The 17353-nt window shown below is 61.9% G+C and carries 19 protein-coding genes; 11 read left to right on the top strand and 8 right to left on the bottom strand.

Annotation, left to right across the window (positions count from 1 at the left end; all coding sequences use genetic code 11):
- Nucleotides 1-127: 127 nt before the first annotated feature.
- The gene (locus AArcSt11_RS00660; RefSeq protein WP_250593694.1) at nucleotides 128-1315 is read right to left on the bottom strand and encodes an AGE family epimerase/isomerase; all 1188 of its coding nucleotides are present in this window, start codon (nucleotides 1313-1315) and stop codon (nucleotides 128-130) included.
- Nucleotides 1316-1319: 4 nt separating this feature from the next.
- Nucleotides 1320-2306 carry a Gfo/Idh/MocA family protein gene (locus AArcSt11_RS00655; protein ID WP_250593693.1) on the bottom strand — a complete coding sequence of 329 codons (987 nt, stop codon included), beginning with the start codon at nucleotides 2304-2306 and terminating at the stop codon, nucleotides 1320-1322.
- 117 nt (nucleotides 2307-2423) lie between these two features.
- Here AArcSt11_RS00655 and fba point away from each other — a divergent pair, with 117 nt between their 5' ends.
- Both fba and AArcSt11_RS00645 read left to right on the top strand, forming a co-directional pair.
- A complete protein-coding gene (gene fba, locus AArcSt11_RS00650; protein WP_250593692.1) occupies nucleotides 2424-3416 on the top strand; it encodes a class II fructose-bisphosphate aldolase in 993 nt (330 codons plus the stop codon).
- Nucleotides 3417-3534: 118 nt separating this feature from the next.
- Nucleotides 3535-4221, top strand: a complete 687-nt coding sequence (locus AArcSt11_RS00645; RefSeq protein WP_250593691.1) for a type 1 glutamine amidotransferase domain-containing protein — start codon at nucleotides 3535-3537, stop codon at nucleotides 4219-4221.
- A 16-nt stretch (nucleotides 4222-4237) separates the two neighbouring features.
- Here the strand turns inward: AArcSt11_RS00645 and pfkB are convergent, their stop codons facing one another.
- The 3 genes from pfkB to AArcSt11_RS00630 are packed head-to-tail and all read right to left on the bottom strand — an operon-like array spanning nucleotide 4238 to nucleotide 7077.
- Nucleotides 4238-5152, bottom strand: coding sequence for a 1-phosphofructokinase (pfkB, locus tag AArcSt11_RS00640; RefSeq protein ID WP_250593690.1), 915 nt, complete (start codon nucleotides 5150-5152; stop codon nucleotides 4238-4240).
- On the bottom strand, nucleotides 5149-5910 hold the full coding sequence (glpR, locus tag AArcSt11_RS00635; RefSeq protein WP_289622695.1) for an HTH-type transcriptional regulator GlpR: 762 nt from the start codon (nucleotides 5908-5910) through the stop codon (nucleotides 5149-5151). Before glpR ends, pfkB begins: the two co-directional genes overlap by 4 nt.
- Nucleotides 5911-5946: 36 nt before the next feature.
- Nucleotides 5947-7077, bottom strand: coding sequence for a PfkB family carbohydrate kinase (locus tag AArcSt11_RS00630; protein ID WP_250593689.1), 1131 nt, complete (start codon nucleotides 7075-7077; stop codon nucleotides 5947-5949).
- A gap of 388 nt (nucleotides 7078-7465) precedes the next feature.
- On the opposite strand from AArcSt11_RS00630, the gene AArcSt11_RS00625 reads away from it, so the two are divergent.
- Nucleotides 7466-7954 (top strand): helix-turn-helix domain-containing protein, encoded by a 489-nt coding sequence (locus AArcSt11_RS00625; protein WP_250593688.1) that lies wholly within the window; start codon nucleotides 7466-7468, stop codon nucleotides 7952-7954.
- A 35-nt stretch (nucleotides 7955-7989) separates the two neighbouring features.
- Here the strand turns inward: AArcSt11_RS00625 and AArcSt11_RS00620 are convergent, their stop codons facing one another.
- Nucleotides 7990-9504, bottom strand: a complete 1515-nt coding sequence (locus AArcSt11_RS00620; RefSeq protein WP_250593687.1) for an oligosaccharide flippase family protein — start codon at nucleotides 9502-9504, stop codon at nucleotides 7990-7992.
- 155 nt (nucleotides 9505-9659) lie between these two features.
- On the opposite strand from AArcSt11_RS00620, the gene AArcSt11_RS00615 reads away from it, so the two are divergent.
- The 8 genes from AArcSt11_RS00615 (at nucleotide 9660) to AArcSt11_RS00580 (ending at nucleotide 15534) form a co-directional block, all read left to right on the top strand.
- Nucleotides 9660-10421: a GTP cyclohydrolase IIa gene (locus AArcSt11_RS00615; protein ID WP_250594946.1), complete on the top strand. Its 762-nt coding sequence runs from the start codon at nucleotides 9660-9662 to the stop codon at nucleotides 10419-10421.
- Nucleotides 10418-11407, top strand: coding sequence for a zinc-dependent alcohol dehydrogenase (locus tag AArcSt11_RS00610; protein ID WP_250593686.1), 990 nt, complete (start codon nucleotides 10418-10420; stop codon nucleotides 11405-11407). Before AArcSt11_RS00615 ends, AArcSt11_RS00610 begins: the two co-directional genes overlap by 4 nt.
- Nucleotides 11408-11965, top strand: coding sequence for a hypothetical protein (locus tag AArcSt11_RS00605; protein WP_250593685.1), 558 nt, complete (start codon nucleotides 11408-11410; stop codon nucleotides 11963-11965).
- Between the two features lie 77 nt (nucleotides 11966-12042).
- Nucleotides 12043-12414, top strand: a complete 372-nt coding sequence (locus tag AArcSt11_RS00600) for a DUF7475 family protein (RefSeq protein WP_250593684.1) — start codon at nucleotides 12043-12045, stop codon at nucleotides 12412-12414.
- A gap of 58 nt (nucleotides 12415-12472) precedes the next feature.
- On the top strand, nucleotides 12473-13183 hold the full coding sequence (locus AArcSt11_RS00595) for a hypothetical protein (RefSeq protein ID WP_250593683.1): 711 nt from the start codon (nucleotides 12473-12475) through the stop codon (nucleotides 13181-13183).
- Complete coding sequence (locus AArcSt11_RS00590; RefSeq protein WP_250593682.1) at nucleotides 13180-13947, top strand: CDP-alcohol phosphatidyltransferase family protein; 768 nt, start codon at nucleotides 13180-13182, stop codon at nucleotides 13945-13947. The genes AArcSt11_RS00595 and AArcSt11_RS00590 overlap by 4 nt, the downstream gene beginning before the upstream one ends.
- A gap of 94 nt (nucleotides 13948-14041) precedes the next feature.
- Entirely contained in the window at nucleotides 14042-14419 is a 378-nt protein-coding gene (locus tag AArcSt11_RS00585) for a 6-pyruvoyl trahydropterin synthase family protein (RefSeq protein WP_250593681.1), read from the top strand.
- Between the two features lie 8 nt (nucleotides 14420-14427).
- Nucleotides 14428-15534 carry a glycosyltransferase family 4 protein gene (locus AArcSt11_RS00580; protein WP_250593680.1) on the top strand — a complete coding sequence of 369 codons (1107 nt, stop codon included), beginning with the start codon at nucleotides 14428-14430 and terminating at the stop codon, nucleotides 15532-15534.
- Here AArcSt11_RS00580 and AArcSt11_RS00575 read toward each other — a convergent pair.
- A complete protein-coding gene (locus tag AArcSt11_RS00575) occupies nucleotides 15511-16383 on the bottom strand; it encodes a class I SAM-dependent methyltransferase (protein WP_250593679.1) in 873 nt (290 codons plus the stop codon). The genes AArcSt11_RS00580 and AArcSt11_RS00575 overlap by 24 nt on opposite strands.
- Before the next feature lie 54 nt (nucleotides 16384-16437).
- A complete protein-coding gene (locus tag AArcSt11_RS00570) occupies nucleotides 16438-17031 on the bottom strand; it encodes a hypothetical protein (protein ID WP_250593678.1) in 594 nt (197 codons plus the stop codon).
- Nucleotides 17032-17353: the final 322 nt, after the last annotated feature.

Genomic DNA, 17353 nt, shown 5'->3' with positions numbered 1-17353 from the left:
AATTCTGAGCACTGATCGATAATACCGACGCCTTGGGAAAATACCTCTCTGACCTCCACAAAACATATTAATTCAAATACATTCGAGATATCTTCAGTAAAAATACTATTGTGCGGCTGCGGTACGGCTACGAGAACGATCGGACCCCCTCGAAACAGACTCCGATCGGGTGGTACCCCGGCTCAACGGCGACGCCCTGGGTCGTGGGTACGGGCTCGTTGGTCTCGGTGACTTTCGTGTACCAGTTGCGAGCCCCGGGTGCGATCATGTACTCGTCGGCGTAGTCCCAGAAACGGTCGTACCACTCGAGATATCGATCCCGATCGGTTCGGCCTGCGAGCACAGTGGCAGCCCCGATCGCTTCTGCGACTTCCCAGGAGTACTTGTCGGTGACCAGCGGCTCGCCATCGAGGTCAAACGAGTAATAGAAGCCACCACGATTGTCGTCCCAGCCGTACTCGATCGCGGCGTCGAACAGTTCCTCGGCCCGCGGGACAAGCCACGATGCGTCGGCGTGTCGGTCGAGGATGGCGAGCAGTTTCGCCCACTCGATCTGGTGGCCCGGCTGGTAGCCCCAGGGGCGGAACGTGTGTGTCGGGTCATCGCGATTGTACTCAAAATCGTGCTCCCAGTTGGCGGTATAATGCTCCCAGATAAGTCCGTCCGTCTCGGCGGTGAGGTCACGGGTGAGCGAGTCGGCGATAGTCATCGCCCGGTCGAGATACCGGGTGTCGCTGGTGGCCTCGTAAGCGGCGATCATCGCCTCACAGGTGTGCATGTTGGCGTTCTGGCCACGGTAGGAGTCGGTGCTCGTCCACTCCCGATCGTACTCGCTTGCGCAGAGACCGTAGTCTGCTTCCCAGAACCGCTCGTCGATGAGGTCTAAAACTGAACCGAGATCCGACTGGGCCCGACCGATACCGATCTCCGCGGCACGCGAGAGTGCAAGCAGGACGAACGCATGACCGTAACAGACTCGGCGCGAGTCGACCGGCTCGGTGCCATCGAGCAGCCAGTGGAAGCCACCGTGCTCGCTGTCACGATGGACGTCGAGCAGGAAGTCGACGCCTCGCTCGGCCGCCGGACGACACCACTCCGGGCCGCCAAGCTGATCCGCGACGGCGAAGTTCGTGACAAAGCGGGCCGTCGCCACGAGATGCTTCGAATCGGGATCGTAGCACTCGCCGGACGCTTCGTCGAACTGGGCGATGTACCCTCCGTGGACGTCATCGAGACAGTTTGGGTAGTAGAACTCGAGGAGCCGTTCGACCTCGTTTTTGAGCCAGTCGTCGTCGCGGTACTGGTTTCCGGTCATGGCGTTATCTTCGGGTATCGACCGAAGCAGGTGCATGGCGGTCGGCGCTCTCGTACAGCGCGTCGATAACGGCCATGTTCGCGATCGCTTCCGCACCGTCGGTCCGCGGTCGGGATCCCGACTCGACACAGTCAATGAAATGCTCGATCTGCAGCCGGTACTGATCGACCGGGTCGAATCGCTCGCTGTCACGAATGCTGTCGATCTCGTACTGGAGTGTCGCCGCCTCGTCTTCGGGCGGGCTGAACGCGTGCTCGACCTCGATCCAGCCGTTCCGGGCCTCAACGCGGTAGCGCTGGACGGTCTCGGTGTCGAAGCCCGATGCGATCCGTGCCGAGGAGCCGTCGGCGTACTCCAGTACACCGGCGACCTCAGTGTCGACGCCCGACTCACGGGAGTCATCCATGTGTGCGTACGCCCGATCCGGTTCGCCGAGGAACTGCCGCGCCGCCGAGACGGTGTACGCGCCGACATCCATCAGGCTGCCACCGGCGAGCCCGGGATTCAGTCGGATGTCATCGGGGTCACCGAACAGCGGGAACTTGAACGACGCCGAAACCGATCGGACGTCGTCGAGACGGTCGGCGGCGAGTTCGATCGCCCGCTCGGTCCGGGGGTGAAACCGGTACATGAACGCCTCCATGAGCGTGACATCCCGTCGCTCACAGTGATCGACGACCTCGCGGGCTTCCGCGGCGTCGACAGTGAGCGGTTTCTCACAGAGGACATCGAGTCCGGCATCGGCCGCGCGTTTCGTCCACTCGGCGTGGAGGCCGTTCGGGACCGGGATGTAGACCGCGTCGATGTCAGAGTCGTTGAGCAACGCGTCGTAGGATCCGTAGCTCCGGGGGATCGATAGTTCGTCGGCGACCGATGCCGCCCGGTCGTCATCACGGGAGGCGATCGCACCGACACTGGCAGCCGTCGCTCGAATCGCGGGAATAACCGATTCCCGGGCGATGGCCGCCGTGCTGAGGATGCCAAATTCCATGCGTGGTACTGCAGTGGACGGAATAAAGTAATTTGGGCAGGGGCTGATCGATTGCAACGGTTTCCGAATACATTATTAGCCGCGCGTCTGAAATTCGAAGCAGGGTAGACTACTCCCATGTCATTCTACGACGGCAGTGAACTCGAGACCGTGTACGACGACGCGCTAGAGGAAGGATTCGGCCTGATCGCCTCGAACATCGCGGAGCCGAACACGATGATCGGCCTGATGGAAGGGGCGGCGCGCAACGACTCGGACCTGTTGTTGCAGGCCTCCGCCGGTGCCTGCCGGTTCGCCGGGAACGGCGACGCCAAAGCGGGACTGGAAGCGCTCGGTGGCTACATCGACGCGCTCGCCGAGGGGTTCGATATCGGCGTGTTCCTCAACATGGACCACCAGACAGACATGGACTTCATCGAGTACCAGATGGAGACCGACATCCCCTCCTCGGTGATGATCGACGCCTCCCACGAGCCGTTCGAGGAGAACATCGCCGAGAGCAAGAAGGTCGTCGAGATGGTCGACGAGTACGATGCCGACATCCTCATCGAAGCCGAACTGGGCCAGATCAAAGGCGTCGAGGACGAGATCGACGTCGAGGACGCCTTCTACACCGATCCAGAGCAGGCCGTCGAGTTCGTCGACCGGACGGGCTGTGACCTGCTGGCGATCTCGGTGGGCACCCAGCACGGCGTCGCCAAAGGAAAGGATCTGGAGCTTCGCCCCGATCTCGCGGGCGACATCCGCCAGGCCCTGCGTGACCACGGGCTCGACACCCCGCTCGTCCTGCACGGCTCCTCGGGCGTCCAGCCCGACCAGCTGCAGGAGATGCTCCAGCATGGCATCTGCAAGGTCAACAAGGACACCCGCTACCAGTACGAGTACACCCGGACCGCCTTCGACTACTACGACGAGCACCGCGACGCCATCTTCCCGCCCGAGGGCGTGCCGGACTCGCGTGACACCTTCTTCAACGACACCGACTGGTCGCCGAACAAGGATCACTTCGACCCCCGCGTCACCGGCCGGGAGATCCGCGAGCGCATCGCGGACGTCCACGCCGACCTGACCGAGGTCTCCGGTAGTGCAGGACGGAGTAAGTTCGACTAGATCGTCACCGACGCGTTTTTTATCGAGCCGCCAGCCAGCGAGAGCGTTGCCAGTCTACAGGCGTGGCAGGTAGTTCGTATGGTGGGTTTTTCATTGCTGGGACCCGAGTATGTTACTGATGCCGAACGCACTCTTTATTGTCAGCGAAGAGGGGTACTGGGGCGAAGAATGTATTGAGCCGCTAACAACACTGTCGGACGCCGGTATCGAAATTACGGTGGCAACGCCCAGCGGCGGCCCGCCGGTGATCGACGAGCGATCGGTCGATCCTGACGAAGTCGGTGAGGAGACTGCGACACACGTAACCGAGGTCCACGAAACCGACGAGCGGATGCAGAATCCAGCGGCCCTTGCGGACGTCACCCCGGACGCGTATGACGCGGTCGTGTTTCCGGGGGGCCACGGCACCGTGTGGGACATAAACCAGGACCGCCACGCCCGGGCCGCACTCCGAGCGGCTGTCGAGAACGAGGGGACAAAGGCGCTTGTCGTCTGCCATGCGGTCGGGATTCTCGCCTTTACCCGCGACTCCGAAGGGGAGTTCCTCGTCTCCGGTCGGGACGTGACCGGGTTCCCGAACGCCTGGGAGGACGGGATCGTCGACGAGCAGGATCTAATGGCCGACGGTCGCAAACTCCCCTACTGGGTCGAGGATGAACTGAACGCCGCCGGTGGCAACTGGGACGCCGAACTCGACGCTGACACGTCGGTTACTGTCGACGGCGACCTCATCACGGCCCGTGGGCCGCCGTCATCTCACGAGGCTGCACTCGTTCTCCTCGACGAGATGGGAGTCAGCCGCTAGAGATCGGCAGAACCGGTCAGTCCGGGTCCTCGACGATTCGAACCCGATCGGCAAGTTCCGGGACATCGTCGAGGTGGTCGACCACCGTCCCCGCGGTGGTGACAAGCCGGGCGGAGACCGCAACGCCGTAGCTAAGCACGCGCTCTGGCGACTCGCCCGTGTGTAAGGCAGCGAGGACGCCCGAGAGCAACGCGTCGCCCGCGCCAACCGTATCAGCGACATCGATGTCGAGGGATTCGGCAAACAGAACGGTGTCCTCGGAAACGTACAGCGCACCCGCCGCGCCCAGCGAGGCGACGACGCGGTCGAAGCCCTGCTCGCGAAGCGCCTGTGCGGCCTCGCGACACTCCGCGATCGTTTCACACGGCATGCCGGTGGCCGCAGCGAGCTCGACCTCGTTCGGTTTGCAAAGGCTGTACTGGGCGTCGAGTTCGGCGAGTGACTCGCCGCCGACGTCGACGACGGTTTCCCAGGGGCCACCTTCCGCGAGGCGGTCAATGGCGTCGACGTCGAGTCCGGGCGGGAGCGAGCCGCCGATCACGACGACCTCCGGGTCGTGGTCGGAAATCAGGTCGATCAGCTCGTCGATCACCGACTCGTCGACGGTTGGACCGTGGTGATTGATCTTGTACTCCGCGTCGGGAGCAGAGATCGTCGTGTTCAGACGGGTACGTTCGGACACCTCGACAAAGTCGTGGGCGATCCCGTCCTCGTCGAGTTCGTTGCGGATGAACTCGCCGGTCATCCCACCGAGCAGCCCGGTTGTTGTCGTTTCGACGCCGAGGTGGCGCAGATACTGGGAGACGTTGATGCCCTTCCCGCCGGAGTTGAGTTCGTACTCGCCGGTGCGGGCGACGTCGCCGTCGACCAGTGGTTCCGAAAGTGCTAGCGTGTGATCGATCGCCGGATTGAGCGTGACTGTGAGGATCATATGTCGTCGATGTAGCTGGTGTTGGTGTCGTCGAACGCGGTTCGGTACTGTTTGGAGAGCCGTTCGTCGGTGATCACGAGATCGATTTCCTCGAAGTCGGCGAACTGGACGAAGCTCCGCTCGTCGAACTTCGTCGCGTCCGCGACCAGCACGACACGCGTCGAGTTGTCGATCATACTGCGTTTGGCCTGTGCTTCGGCCTCGTTGGGTGTCGTGAGCCCCGTCTCGAGATCGATTGCGTTTGTCCCCAGATAGAGGAGATCGAAGTGCAGCCGTTCGATGAACGCCTCGGTGGACGGGCCGACAAGCGCCTGTGTGCTCTGCCGGAGCCGACCGCCGGTGAGTTTGACGTCGTTGTCCCCGCCACCGAGTTCGAGTGCGAGCAACGGCGAGTTAGTGACGGACACGATCGAGCCATCGGCCGGTGCGCGTTTCGCGACTTCCATCGTCGTCGTCCCAGTATCGAAGAAGACGACCTGTCCGTCCTGCAGTTCGTCCATTGCGTGATCTGCGATCGTCCGTTTGACGTCCAGATTCTGGACCTCCTTTTGATCGAACGCCTGCTCGTTGCCCACGCTGGTGACCGGAAGCGCACCGCCGTGGGAGCGCTCGATCAGCTGTTCGTCTTCGAGCGTCTGGAGGTCGCGCCGGATCGTCGCCTCGGAGACGTCGAGCTCGTCGGCCAACGCTGTCACCGAACAGCCATCACGTTCGGAGACGAGTTCGACGATCGTCCGCCGCCGTTGTCGTGGTAACATGATTGGGTATCGTATCTTGTTCGCCCGGGCCCAGTATTACTCTTCGAGGAACGCCTCGTACTCGTCGAAGTATGCGTTGAGTTCCTCGTAGGACGGCTGATCGCCGCTCCCGACGAAGTACGAGGCGACGGCGTTCCCGATCGCGACCGCGGCACGGTCCGGAACGTCGTTGACCAGGCCAAGCGAGAGTCCAGCGTTGAAATGATCACCGGCGCTCGTCGTGATTTCGGGTTCTTCAACGCGTGGAACGGCAACGCGGCTCGACCCATCCGCAGTAACGACGACCGACTCGTGTGCGCCGTGCCCAACGAACCGTGTCACACCGAGTGCTTCGTAGGCGGCCTCGGACGCCTCGGCGAGCGTGTCGTACTCCCCGCCGACGAGCGTCTCCGCGAGGACTGTCGACTCGAACTTGTTCGCGGTGATGGTCAGCGTCGCAACGTCGTCCAGACGAGTGATGACGTCCATCCCCTCCCGTAGTTCGGCCTCGCTAAGCTTTCGGACGTCGCCCGGATCGACCATGACGGTGCCTGGCGGATCATCGAGCAACGGCCAGACGTCATCGAGTAGGCCCTCTACGATGTCCGGGAAGCTCGGCATGTCGGCAAAATAGCCCATTCCGAACAGCGTTGCACCGTCAATACGGTTTGCGAGTTCTGCTGGATCGGTGTTCTCGACGATCTCCGCCCAGTCGAGATCACGAGTCTTGTTGATCTCCATCAGCATCAGTTTCCCGTCGTCGAACTCGCAGGCGTCCGTGTATCCCGGATCGCCAAAGGAGACCATCTCGAACTCGTCGAACTCCTCGATGAAGGGCTCCTCGATGGGGTTACCGTAGGTGCCGATCATCACCGGATCGTATCCGAGGTGACCGTACGCCCGGGAGAGGTGTGCGGTATGACCCCCGGTTCGGGTTGCCGTGTTGAGCCACTCGATCGACAGTGAGCTATCGGCGGCCGCGGACGTGCTGATTCGATCGCCAAGTTCTTCGAGCGTCGTCAGGGAATCGTAGGTATCCTCGTCCTGTCGCTCGGCGACCATTCGCCGAACCCGGTCGACGAAGCCATCGAAACCGAACACCACGGACTCGGCGTCGAGTTCATTGGGCAACGACTCGCGGCAGTCCTCGATCGCTGCGGCCGTCTCTTTTCGTACTTCCTGGTCCATACCGAATCAGTTGGTGGAGGACTGATAAAATCGTTGTGTACTGTTGCAGGATTTTGAAGGGTGAGTGACGGAACTGTCCTGGGTTTGATTTTATCTGAGTGTAAAATTTGTAAATAATTACAGTACAGTAACGGCACGATCCGTATCGTTACAGTTGTACATACGTAATGATCTGATTGAGACGGGTAACAGATCACGATAATCGGCCGAATTGACGGGTATTACAGGAAGAAAAACGAAAACGATACGAACACATGTGCGAGTGAACGTTTCTGCGTGTTTTATTGGATTTTCGTCTACGATTGATTTTCCATGGAGAACCGATGCGCAACGGCATCGGTCGAGGTGTTAAGAAAACACAGAAGTAATTACTCACTGAAGTGGCTGTATGTCACTGAACATCGACACACTACGAGAGGCGCTCTGGACAGTCGACGACGCCGAGCCAGCGATACGCCTACTCGCCGTGATCGCATACCAACACGGGGTGTCACAGACCGAGCTCGCCGACTGGTTCGGCGTCAGCCGGAAAACCATACACAACTGGCTGGTTCGGTTCGAGGAGCGGCCCGACAGCCCGATTACAGCGGCTCGAAACGCCCCCAGGTCAGGTCGTCCATCGAAGCTAAGCGAGGGGGACCGGGAGGAGCTGCTGGAGCAGTTGCGCTCGCCGCCGCGCGGCGCTGGGCACGGACACGAAACCTGGACACCGGAGCTGGTTAGACGCCACGTCGTGACGAACTACGGCTGTAACTACTCGCTGGAGAGCTGCAGGCGACTACTACGGGACGCTGGGCTGGTCTACCGGGAACCGGCGTCGGATGAGCGAGTCGGCATTGAGTCCGGCCGACGATGGCTACCGAGCAAAGACGAGTAACTACTTATTTGGACTTTACCACGCCGCCCGGTACTTCAGTCGGCTGAGTCACGTGCTCCGGCAACCTCTTCGTAGGCCTGGCGGTCAACCGGTTCAATACCGAACGAAAACAGGACGCCAGCGTACACAACGGTGCCGACAACGGCGCCGAGAGCGACAGCCGGTAACGAGGGGAGCAACGCGTCGACAGCAAGCATTCCCAGTGCCGCAACCGCGCCCGCAAACAGGGGTTTGAGAAAGGATCGGGAGTACGGGTGAAGACGCTCGAAGTGCCACACTTCGGCGACTTTCGTCAGGTTGCGGACGGCGAGCACACCGGCGGAGGCAACTGCCGCGCCGATAAACCCGTACTGCTGGATTAACACGACGTTGAGGACGACGTTAGCGATTCCAAACACCCACTCGTTGGCCATCACGACGTACTGGTGATCAGTCATCATCAACAGCGAGTCGCTCGGCCCGGTAGCGCAGTTGAACAGCTGGCTGACGACAAAGAGCGTCAACACGAGCGTGCCGGCGGTGAACTCGGGCCCGAACAGCGTCAGAATCTCGGCGCGGAAGACAACGGCGAAGATACCGATCACGAGGCTGACGGTGAAGATCCAGCGCGTCGTAGCTCTGTAAATCGCAGCCAGATCGGCCCGCTCATCGTTAGCGTACAGCCGGGCGGCGATCGGCGGGAACAGCTGGTTAAACGCGAGCAATGGGACGTAAAGCAGGCTCGACACGAGCACGGACACGTTATAGACGCCAACAGCGGTCGAGGAAAGGAAGATACCAACGATCAATACGTCGATCCGACCTTGCATAACCGTCCCCGCTTCTTTGGCCGTCAGCGGGAGCGAATAGTTGTAATACTCGGTGACCGTCTCCCGTGTCGCGTGTGGACCACGCAACGTTGGACGGATCGAAAGCCGGTTGAGGAAAAAAGCGATGGCAACGAAGAGCGTCACCGCGCTCGCGACGACCATCGCCACGACGACGCTGTACACCGAGGCTCCGACGAGCAGTACACTCCCGACGGCGACGACACGGAGGACGGGTTTTATGACTCGGTCAGCGAGCACCTCGTACTCGATCAGCTCGACCGCACGGAACGTCGCGTACAGCAGGTTCGCGAGCGTATCCAGAAACAGGATGCCGGCGAACAGGCGCAAAATGGCGACGAATCCCGGTTCCTCGAGTGTAAGCGACGCTACTGTCGGTGCAAATACGAACAAAAGCGTCGAAACAACGACCGCGCCCAGAAACGAGGTGAGCCACGCGAGGCCAAGCAGAAACCGGCGTTTCGACGGCTCGTCTTCGTACTGCGGGATGTACTTGAGAATAGACGTATCCGAGCCGAGGTTCGTCAGGAGCAGGGCGGTAAAGGCGAGGGTCTTTCCGTACGCGAACAGCCCGTATAGTCCGGCGCCGAGGAAACGGGAGACGAGCAGATGAAGCACGAACTCCCCAACATCCGAGAGGATTTTTCCTACGGTATAGAGGGACGCTCCACGAGCGATCGAGACGAGCGATCGGAGCCGTGACTCGCCAGCCTCGTCGGTCATTGCGGAGGTCTTGGAGTGAACGTATATCCATCTTGCCGTTGGGCATTGCGAATCGACCACAGACAGTGGGTGAAAAGGACCTTTGCCGGAACACCACCGGTTATTACAGGAGAATCCTGAATGGGGCTGTGACCAGTACACGAGAGTCGATCCAGATCTCGCTTGTCCAACTGGACAACTACGGGCCGTGGACGGTGACGCCGTCGCCACGTCGCGAGACGGATCTGCAGGCGCTACAGGCGCGACTGTACGCGACCCTCGCCGATTTCGTCGGCGCCCACGACGGCTACGCATTCTTCGATCGGTTCGACAATATGATCGCCGTCACTGACGGGATGACCGTCGCGGACCACGAGCGGTTTCAAGAGCAGATCAGAAACCAGTTCCCGGTGACGGTCAGTATCGGGGTCGGCGTCGGCGAGACGCCGACCGACGCGTTGGGGGCCGCATCACAGGCGTTGCAAGCGGAGGGCAGCGCACAGGACGCAGAGCGGACGGAGCGACTGGCGACGGCCGGGGAGATCGGAGAGACCACCGGATCGTTGACCATCGCCCATTTCGACGTGGTCGACGTGACGGGTGAGTTTACCGACCGGAAAGCCGCCGGGGAAACGTCGCTCGCGATCCAGCGGGCCACCGTGTCGCTGGCGTCGTACTTGCGCGAGGAACACGAGGGAATCGCCCGCTTTGTCGGCGGGGACAACATTATCGCCCTCTGTCCCTCGCTCGACGAGGGCGCGTTCGAGGCGGCCAGAGAACACGTAAAGACGACGACCGGGATCGATCTACAGGTCGGGATTGGTGAGGGAGAGACACCTCACGAGGCGGGGTATCGCGCGAAACTGGCCCTCGAAGAGTGCCGGGAAACCGGGCGGCGGGTCGATCTGTTCGGTCCCCGGGCGACCATCGATCAATGAGTGCAAGCGCACTGTACTTCACTGGCGAACGGACTGTCGAGACCCGCGAGGTCGAAGTGGACGGTCCCGGACCGGACGAACTGCTGATCGAGACCGAGTTCTCGGCCGTGAGCGCGGGCACGGAGCTACTCGTCTACCGTGACGAGACGCCGCCCGAAACCGCGGTCGACGAGACTATCGAGAGCCTCGGTGGGGAGTTCTCGTATCCCATGCAGTACGGCTACGCGACAGTCGGCCACGTGATCGACGTTGGCCCTGCTGTCGACACCGACTGGATCGGCAAGTGCGTGTTCGCGTTCAATCCACACCAGACGCGGTTCAGTGCCCCTCCGAGCGACGTAGTCGAGCTCCCGCAACAGCTCACGGCAGATGGCGCTGCGCTGTTGCCGACCGTCGAGACGGCGACGAACCTGACGCTCGATACCGACCCGCGTCTGGACGAGCAGGTCGTCGTGTTCGGTGCCGGAGTCGTCGGACTGTGTACGACGCGCCTGCTGTCCGAGTTTCCGCTGGCAGATCTCGTCGTCGTTGATCCGATCGAAGCACGTCGGGCACTCGCTGCGCAGTTCGGAGCCGAGACGGTCTGTCATCCGGAGCAACTCGACGAGTACGTCACCGAGGTCGACGTCGCCGTCGAACTGTCGGGACAGCCCGATGTGCTCGACGACGCCATCGATGTCGTCGGATACGACGGTCGGGTCGTCGTTGGCTCCTGGTATGGGACCAAGCGGGCTCCGATCGATCTCGGGGGGCGATTCCACCGGCACCGGATCGAGCTCGTCTCCAGTCAGGTCAGTACCATCGCCCCCCAACTCCGCGGCAGGTGGGACACTGACCGACGCATGGACACGGCCCTGCACTGGCTCGAACGGATCGACACGGACGCCCTCATCACCCATCGGATCCCCTTCGAGGATGCCGAAGGAGCCTACAAGCTACTCGACGAGCGCCCGGAATCGGCGATACAGGTGGTGTTGACCTACTGAATGAGCGCCGGACGATCGACGCGCTCCCTGCTTGCACGCGCAGGGCTCTCCGTGCTCGGCGGCATTCTCGCGTGGGCCACCCTCACCTACGTCTCCTTCTGGCAGGTGCGCCTACACGGGGCGCGCCTCTCGCGGCGGTTCCCCGGCTGGCTCGTTCCGAAGCCGTTCCGGGTCCTCCCCCCACCGGAAAGCGAGTACGTCGGCGTCTGGAGCGTCCCACCCGAAACCGCGCGTGATCGGCTGGTCGAGGAGCACGGGTTCAACCAGATGATCCGGGCGTATCTCCACGCATACGAGCGCGAGGGGACGGTGCTGTACGAGGTCGCCAGTTGCTCGTACCGTCCCGGTGGGAGGTTTGGGCGCTGGCAGCTACACGTGAGACTGTTCCCGACCCCCGATGGAAAAACCGACGTGTGGTGTCACTGGGAGTTGAATCCGAACGTCGCTCCGATTGCCCATCTTAGACAGGAAGGATACGATCCGGAGGGGGGCGAACGGCGGCTCCGCGAACTGCTAGAGGACGTAACGTTCGAGCGTACGGACGATGCGATAGCGTGAATCCCGAACCTCGGTCGGGGGATATATTCGATTCCCCTATGCAAAGGGATTTGTCGTATCAGCCAAAGCCATAGCTAATGAGTACCACGGACCGGACGTTCGCGCTCGACTCGTTGACGCCGTTGCACTGGCTCGGTATCACGATGGCGCTCGTGAGTGCGCTCGTGCATCTCGTGCTGGGAATCGGCTTTTTACCACACTACATGGGCGTGCTCTTTCTCCTCGCCACAGGTGGGTTCGTCGGCGCTATCGTGCTGGTGTTGATCGATTACCGGCGGACGCTCGTTTACCTCGTCGGGATCCCGTTTACCCTGGTACAGATCATCGCCTGGTACCAGGTGGTCCAGCCCGACAGTCTGGCGGCGCTCGGGACGGCAGACATCGTCGACAAGGTCGCACAGGTAGTCCTGATCGGCGTGTTGATCGTACTCTACCAACGTGAGACGTGAACCCATCTCCCGCGGTAAGCGACTGCGCGGGCGTATCGTCGTCGCGATTCGCCACAGTGTGGCGACCCCGATCCGCCGACGTATCCCGCTCTCTGCGCTGCGTCAGTGGCACCGGCTACGACGGCGCGTCAGGCCACAGCGGTACACCGACGCCGATCCGCTCGCCGTGCTGCGGATCGCTCCAGAACGGATCGAGCGGAGCCTGCTTGAGACCGCACCGAACCGACCACAGTGGGGGCGTGTCGTGGACGGGGACTGGGACGAACGGTCGGAGCCGTTTGACGACCGTCGAGTCCCGCGCGGACTTGAACAGCGGTTCGACGAGGGAAAAGCGTGGGAGGACACGGCGCTGTACGACGCGTATGTCGACCAACTAGAGCGGTTCGGTAACGCCTGGGAGTACACCACAATCGCGGACTTCGATCGGCGCTGTCAGGAGATCGAGCAACTGTACGAATCGATTCAGCGGGACGGTTACCGGGAACAAGCGGAACTGCAAGATAAGGGGAAAACAGTGGGATTGCGGGCCGACGAGATCAACGTCGATATCGGACGGGACGGGACGATCTACTGGCGAGCCTACGGACAGCATCGGCTCGCCATTGCGAAACTGCTGGCCGTAGAGCTAGTGCCAGTGGTGGTCCAGCGTCGCCATCGGGAGTGGCAACGGGTCCGGGACCGAGTCCGAGAACGGGGCCAAGTTGCCGTTGTCGAGGAGTATAGTGGCCATCCTGATCTGCAGGACATCGACGGAGTGGAGGCAGTATGACGGCAGAGCAGCCACGGACAGTGACGGACCATCGCCACCATTGGCTGGTTGCCGCCGGCGTCATCGCGGTGCTCACGCTCATCGGCGGGAGCGGGATCGCGCTCGCATGGGAGAGTGGTCCAACGCATCCATACCTGCTGGGGGCTATCACCGGGTTTGCCGCGGTATCGGCGACGACGTGGCGGACTTTTCAGCTTGCTCGAACCGAGGTCGGTCCGGAACGGATCACGATCGCAACCTGGGTGACGGTCGCCAGAGGCGGTGCACTGGCGTTGCTCGTCGGGTTCTTGGTCGTTCCACAGCCAGACGGCGTGATCGCCTGGATGCCCGGCGTCCTGTTCGCACTCGCCGCCGCGGTAGACGCCATCGACGGAGCGGTGGCCCGCTGGCTGGACTGCGAATCGAAGCGAGGCGAGCGCCTCGACGTGGAAGTCGACGCCCTCACGATCATCGTGGGGGCTGTGCTCGCAGTCCAGTACGGCGTCGCTCCGGTCATTTTCATTGCGGTCGGCGTCGCTCGGTATGCGTTCGTCGGAGGCATCAGGTACCGACGGTACCGTGGTCGCGACGTCCACGAACTCGATCCGAGCAATCTCCGTCGGGCACTCGGCGGAGCCGCAATGCTCGTTATCTGGCTGGCACTTATGCCGATCCCTGCCCCGCCGCTATCCCGGCTACTCGCCTGGCTTTTGCTGGTCCCGTTCTTGCTCAACTTCACACGGGACTGGCTCGTCGTCTCCGGTCGACTCGCAGGCTCGCATTGACATCCTCCCCGCGCTAAAGCGCGAGGCTTCGCCTCGAAGTTTCCGTAACGACAACAAGGGGCGAATTTATGAATCAGCAGTCAAACTGGAAACCATGTACACTGTCTCCGTCACTCGCTCGTTCGTCGCCCAGCACTGGCTGACGGTTCCCGACCCCGGACCGGAAGGAACTCTCCATTCGCATCACTTCACCGTGGAGGTGACGTTCGAGGGGCCGGAGCTAAACGAGTACGGCTACCTCGTCGATATCGACGCCGTCATCGAGGCTCTGGAGGCGACAGTAGCTGAGTTTAGCGACGAGACACTCAACGAACTACCCGCGTTCGAGGGGCGAAATCCGAGCGCCGAACACTTCGCCCGGATCTTCGGCGATAGCCTGCTCGCACGGCTGCAGCCCGAGACGGCGACGCGCCTCGAGGTAGCCTTGCAGGAAGACGATATCGCGACCGTCACTCACGAGCGAACGCTCTGAGTACGAGCGTGAGCACTGACACGTCGATGCACGTCGGGCTGGTGATCTACGGTGATCTGGGGGCGACTTCTGGCGGCTTTCGGTACGACCGACAGCTCGTCTCGTATCTCCGGGACCAGGGCGATACCGTCGACGTGATCTCGCTTCCGTGGCGCTCGTATCCGCGTGGACTCCTCGACGGCGTCACCCCGTCGATCCGGGCGAAACTCGACCGGCCAGTCGACGTGCTCGTCCAGGACGGTCTCTGTCATCCGTCCCTGTGGCGACAGAACGGACAACTTGAGAAGCCAGGGGCGATCGTCACGCTCATCCACCACCTTCGATCGGACGATCCGACCGAACGGTTCGGTCGGATGTTTCGGCCGTTCGAGCGGCGATATCTCGAATCAGTCGACGCTGCGATCAGTACGAGCCAGTTCACCCGGACCCGTGCGTGCGAGCTGACGTCCGGACTGGACCGAAAGCCCACTCTCGTTGCGCCCCCGGCCGGGCGAACCGAAGGGGCTGCGGTCACGCTGGAGCGTGTCAGGAAACGAGCGACAACCGGGCCGCTCCGTGTCGTCTACGTCGGGAACGTGGTTCCCCGCAAGGACCCAAAAACGCTTCTGGCCGCCATCGCGCGCGGTCACCCGGAACGGGACTGGGAGCTGACCGTCGTCGGGAGCCACGACGCTGAGCCCGACTACGCCCCATCGGTCGTCACGGCTGCCACTGAGTACGGAATCGACGATCGGGTGGCGTTCACCGGAGCAATCGACACACCCGAGCTGGAGGCCATTCTCGAACGGAGCCACGTCTGCTGTGTCCCCTCGCGCTACGAGGCGTTCGGTATGGTCTATCTGGAAGCCATGGAGTACGGTGTCGTCCCGATTGCCGGGAGCGTCGGCGGCGCAGGCGAGTTCGTCGAGCATGGCCACAACGGGTTCGTGGTCGAGCCGGGTGACGAGGGTGGGATCGCAGCACACTTGCAGGCACTCGACGACCAGCGCGGGAGACTTGCCCGGATGGGCGAACGTGCGCTCGTGACAGCGAGACAGCATCCGACGTGGGGCGAATCGATGAGCGATATTCGGGCGTTTCTCGGGAAGCAATCAGACGGTGAGCAAGACGTCTAGCTGGTGAGCGACGTAGACGAGTTCGTCGCGAAGGATCTGCTCGTGTCGGTGATCGTCCCAGCGCGCCAGCCGGTCGCCGTCGACTGCCGGATCATCCGCGAGAGCCGCGGCCACCGTATCGACAATGTGATGCAGGAAATACGCCTCATCTGCCTGGTATCCGTTTTCGCCGGGAGCGACGACCCAGTCGGATGCCCCTGCGGCGATCAACGTGTGATCGCTCGCCGCACGTGAAAGCAAGTGTCGGCCAGCGTGTGGATCTCCCGGGTTCTCGCGGCGGATCATATCCTCGTGGTATCGCTCGACGACATGATCGTCGAACGCCGGGAAGACAGTCGGCTGGAACGTCGTCCCGCCGTCGAAGGTGATCGGAAAATAACAGTGACAGCCCGCTGGGAGACGGTCGAATAGCTCGTCGACCTCCGCGGAGTCGAGCAGGTCGAGAAACGCCGATCCGATAACCAGATCCGGTGTCTCGGTCGCAAGATAGTCGGCGGCGTCCACCACCGCCGTCTCGATCCTGACTTCCTGCTCGTCGCGGCGGAGGGTAATCCCGCTGTCCTGGGTGACAGTATAGCCTTCCGACGCCGCCCAGTCGGAGAGCCGTTCTTTCGCGGCAGCGATCGAATCCCCATCGACATCGACCAACGTGTACGTCAACTGGTTGGGTAACAGCTCCCAGTCGAGGAGGCGCTGGCACATCGTTCCGATCCCAGCGCCGATCTCGACGACGTCGGACGCATCCGCAAGTATCGGCGCCAGTTCGTCGAGGACGGTCCGGTTCAGTGACCGGTCGTCGATCGTCCGTTTCGCCGCGAGATAACGCTCCTGTGAGTAGGTTCGGGTCACTCGTGCGTTACCCTTGGCCGAACCGATATACCGTTTTGGTCTCCGGCGAACGCGTCACTCCAGCCGTTCGAGGAAGGTACCCACCACGAAGATGTTCGTGCCAGTACAGAAAGCGACCCCGCCCGCGGTCAGTACCGTCATGCTGAGGAAGAACTCGTCGTGGTACGGGTGAACCCCCGAGGCCGCCAGACTTTCGAGCGTCCCGATACCGGCATGGCCCAGTCCCGCCAGCACCAGCGTCGCCGTAATCCCGAGCAACCCCGTGACGAACCCAAAGCCAGAAAAGATGTCCTCGAAGCCGACCAGCGACCACGCCTGACTCTCGGAGATCTCCTCGAGCGACGACTGATACGCCGAGATCGCGCCCAGACCGACCGCTGCAACGAGTAGACACGCAACGCTGAGCAGCAACAACGCGGAAAACGCCACCTCGGTAACGGCTGGATTCCCGGTGAAGTACGTCTCGGTGACCGACTGTGGCAGAAACGCCATCACTGGTACGGTCGCCGAGCCCGCAAACAGGAGGTAGCTACAGCCACGGACCTTCTGTGCGATCGACCACCGGCTCAGGAGTCCGTGTCTCGCCCGGATGAGTTCGTACTCCTGTCCGTCGAGTACCATCTCGGTGTACCTGTTTGGATCAGCCATACTGTGACCGTGTAACAAGATTGGCCTATATATACATTTCGGCGCATACGATCTTCAGACAGATGTAGCGCGGGCACCCACTCCTTCAGGGGTACAGACACAATCAAAGAACGCTCGTGGGTAGCACATTGTTGATTTCACAGCGGCCGCTCTGATGGCGAGTTTGAGTGCGTCTCGTCACGGTTTTCGATATACTTCTCGGCGGAGCTGAACTGCTCGATGATACTGTGTCTACCTGTTTTTCGAGACTCTTCTCGGCGTGCGCTCGAATAAAAGGCTGTGGACCCGGCTGCAGGCAACGTCCCTTTGGGCCTCGGCCGAG

It is taken from the genome of Natranaeroarchaeum aerophilus, assembly GCF_023638055.1.
Lineage (GTDB): Archaea > Halobacteriota > Halobacteria > Halobacteriales > Natronoarchaeaceae > Natranaeroarchaeum > Natranaeroarchaeum aerophilum.
Note: the sequence above shows the minus strand (reverse complement) of the source record. Positions and strands in the feature narration are given on the sequence as shown.

Bases quoted from the DNA above. Each gene is read 5' to 3' on its own strand.
- AArcSt11_RS00660 (WP_250593694.1), bottom strand. From the start codon at position 1,315: ATGACCGGAAACCAGTACCGCGACGACGACTGGCTCAAAAACGAGGTC.
- AArcSt11_RS00655 (WP_250593693.1), bottom strand. From the start codon at position 2,306: ATGGAATTTGGCATCCTCAGCACGGCGGCCATCGCCCGGGAATCGGTT.
- fba (WP_250593692.1), top strand. From the start codon at position 2,424: ATGTCATTCTACGACGGCAGTGAACTCGAGACCGTGTACGACGACGCG.
- AArcSt11_RS00645 (WP_250593691.1), top strand. From the start codon at position 3,535: ATGCCGAACGCACTCTTTATTGTCAGCGAAGAGGGGTACTGGGGCGAA.
- pfkB (WP_250593690.1), bottom strand. From the start codon at position 5,152: ATGATCCTCACAGTCACGCTCAATCCGGCGATCGATCACACGCTAGCA.
- glpR (WP_289622695.1), bottom strand. From the start codon at position 5,910: ATGTTACCACGACAACGGCGGCGGACGATCGTCGAACTCGTCTCCGAA.
- AArcSt11_RS00630 (WP_250593689.1), bottom strand. From the start codon at position 7,077: ATGGACCAGGAAGTACGAAAAGAGACGGCCGCAGCGATCGAGGACTGC.
- AArcSt11_RS00625 (WP_250593688.1), top strand. From the start codon at position 7,466: ATGTCACTGAACATCGACACACTACGAGAGGCGCTCTGGACAGTCGAC.
- AArcSt11_RS00620 (WP_250593687.1), bottom strand. From the start codon at position 9,504: ATGACCGACGAGGCTGGCGAGTCACGGCTCCGATCGCTCGTCTCGATC.
- AArcSt11_RS00610 (WP_250593686.1), top strand. From the start codon at position 10,418: ATGAGTGCAAGCGCACTGTACTTCACTGGCGAACGGACTGTCGAGACC.
- AArcSt11_RS00605 (WP_250593685.1), top strand. From the start codon at position 11,408: ATGAGCGCCGGACGATCGACGCGCTCCCTGCTTGCACGCGCAGGGCTC.
- AArcSt11_RS00600 (WP_250593684.1), top strand. From the start codon at position 12,043: ATGAGTACCACGGACCGGACGTTCGCGCTCGACTCGTTGACGCCGTTG.
- AArcSt11_RS00590 (WP_250593682.1), top strand. From the start codon at position 13,180: ATGACGGCAGAGCAGCCACGGACAGTGACGGACCATCGCCACCATTGG.
- AArcSt11_RS00585 (WP_250593681.1), top strand. From the start codon at position 14,042: ATGTACACTGTCTCCGTCACTCGCTCGTTCGTCGCCCAGCACTGGCTG.
- AArcSt11_RS00570 (WP_250593678.1), bottom strand. From the start codon at position 17,031: ATGGCTGATCCAAACAGGTACACCGAGATGGTACTCGACGGACAGGAG.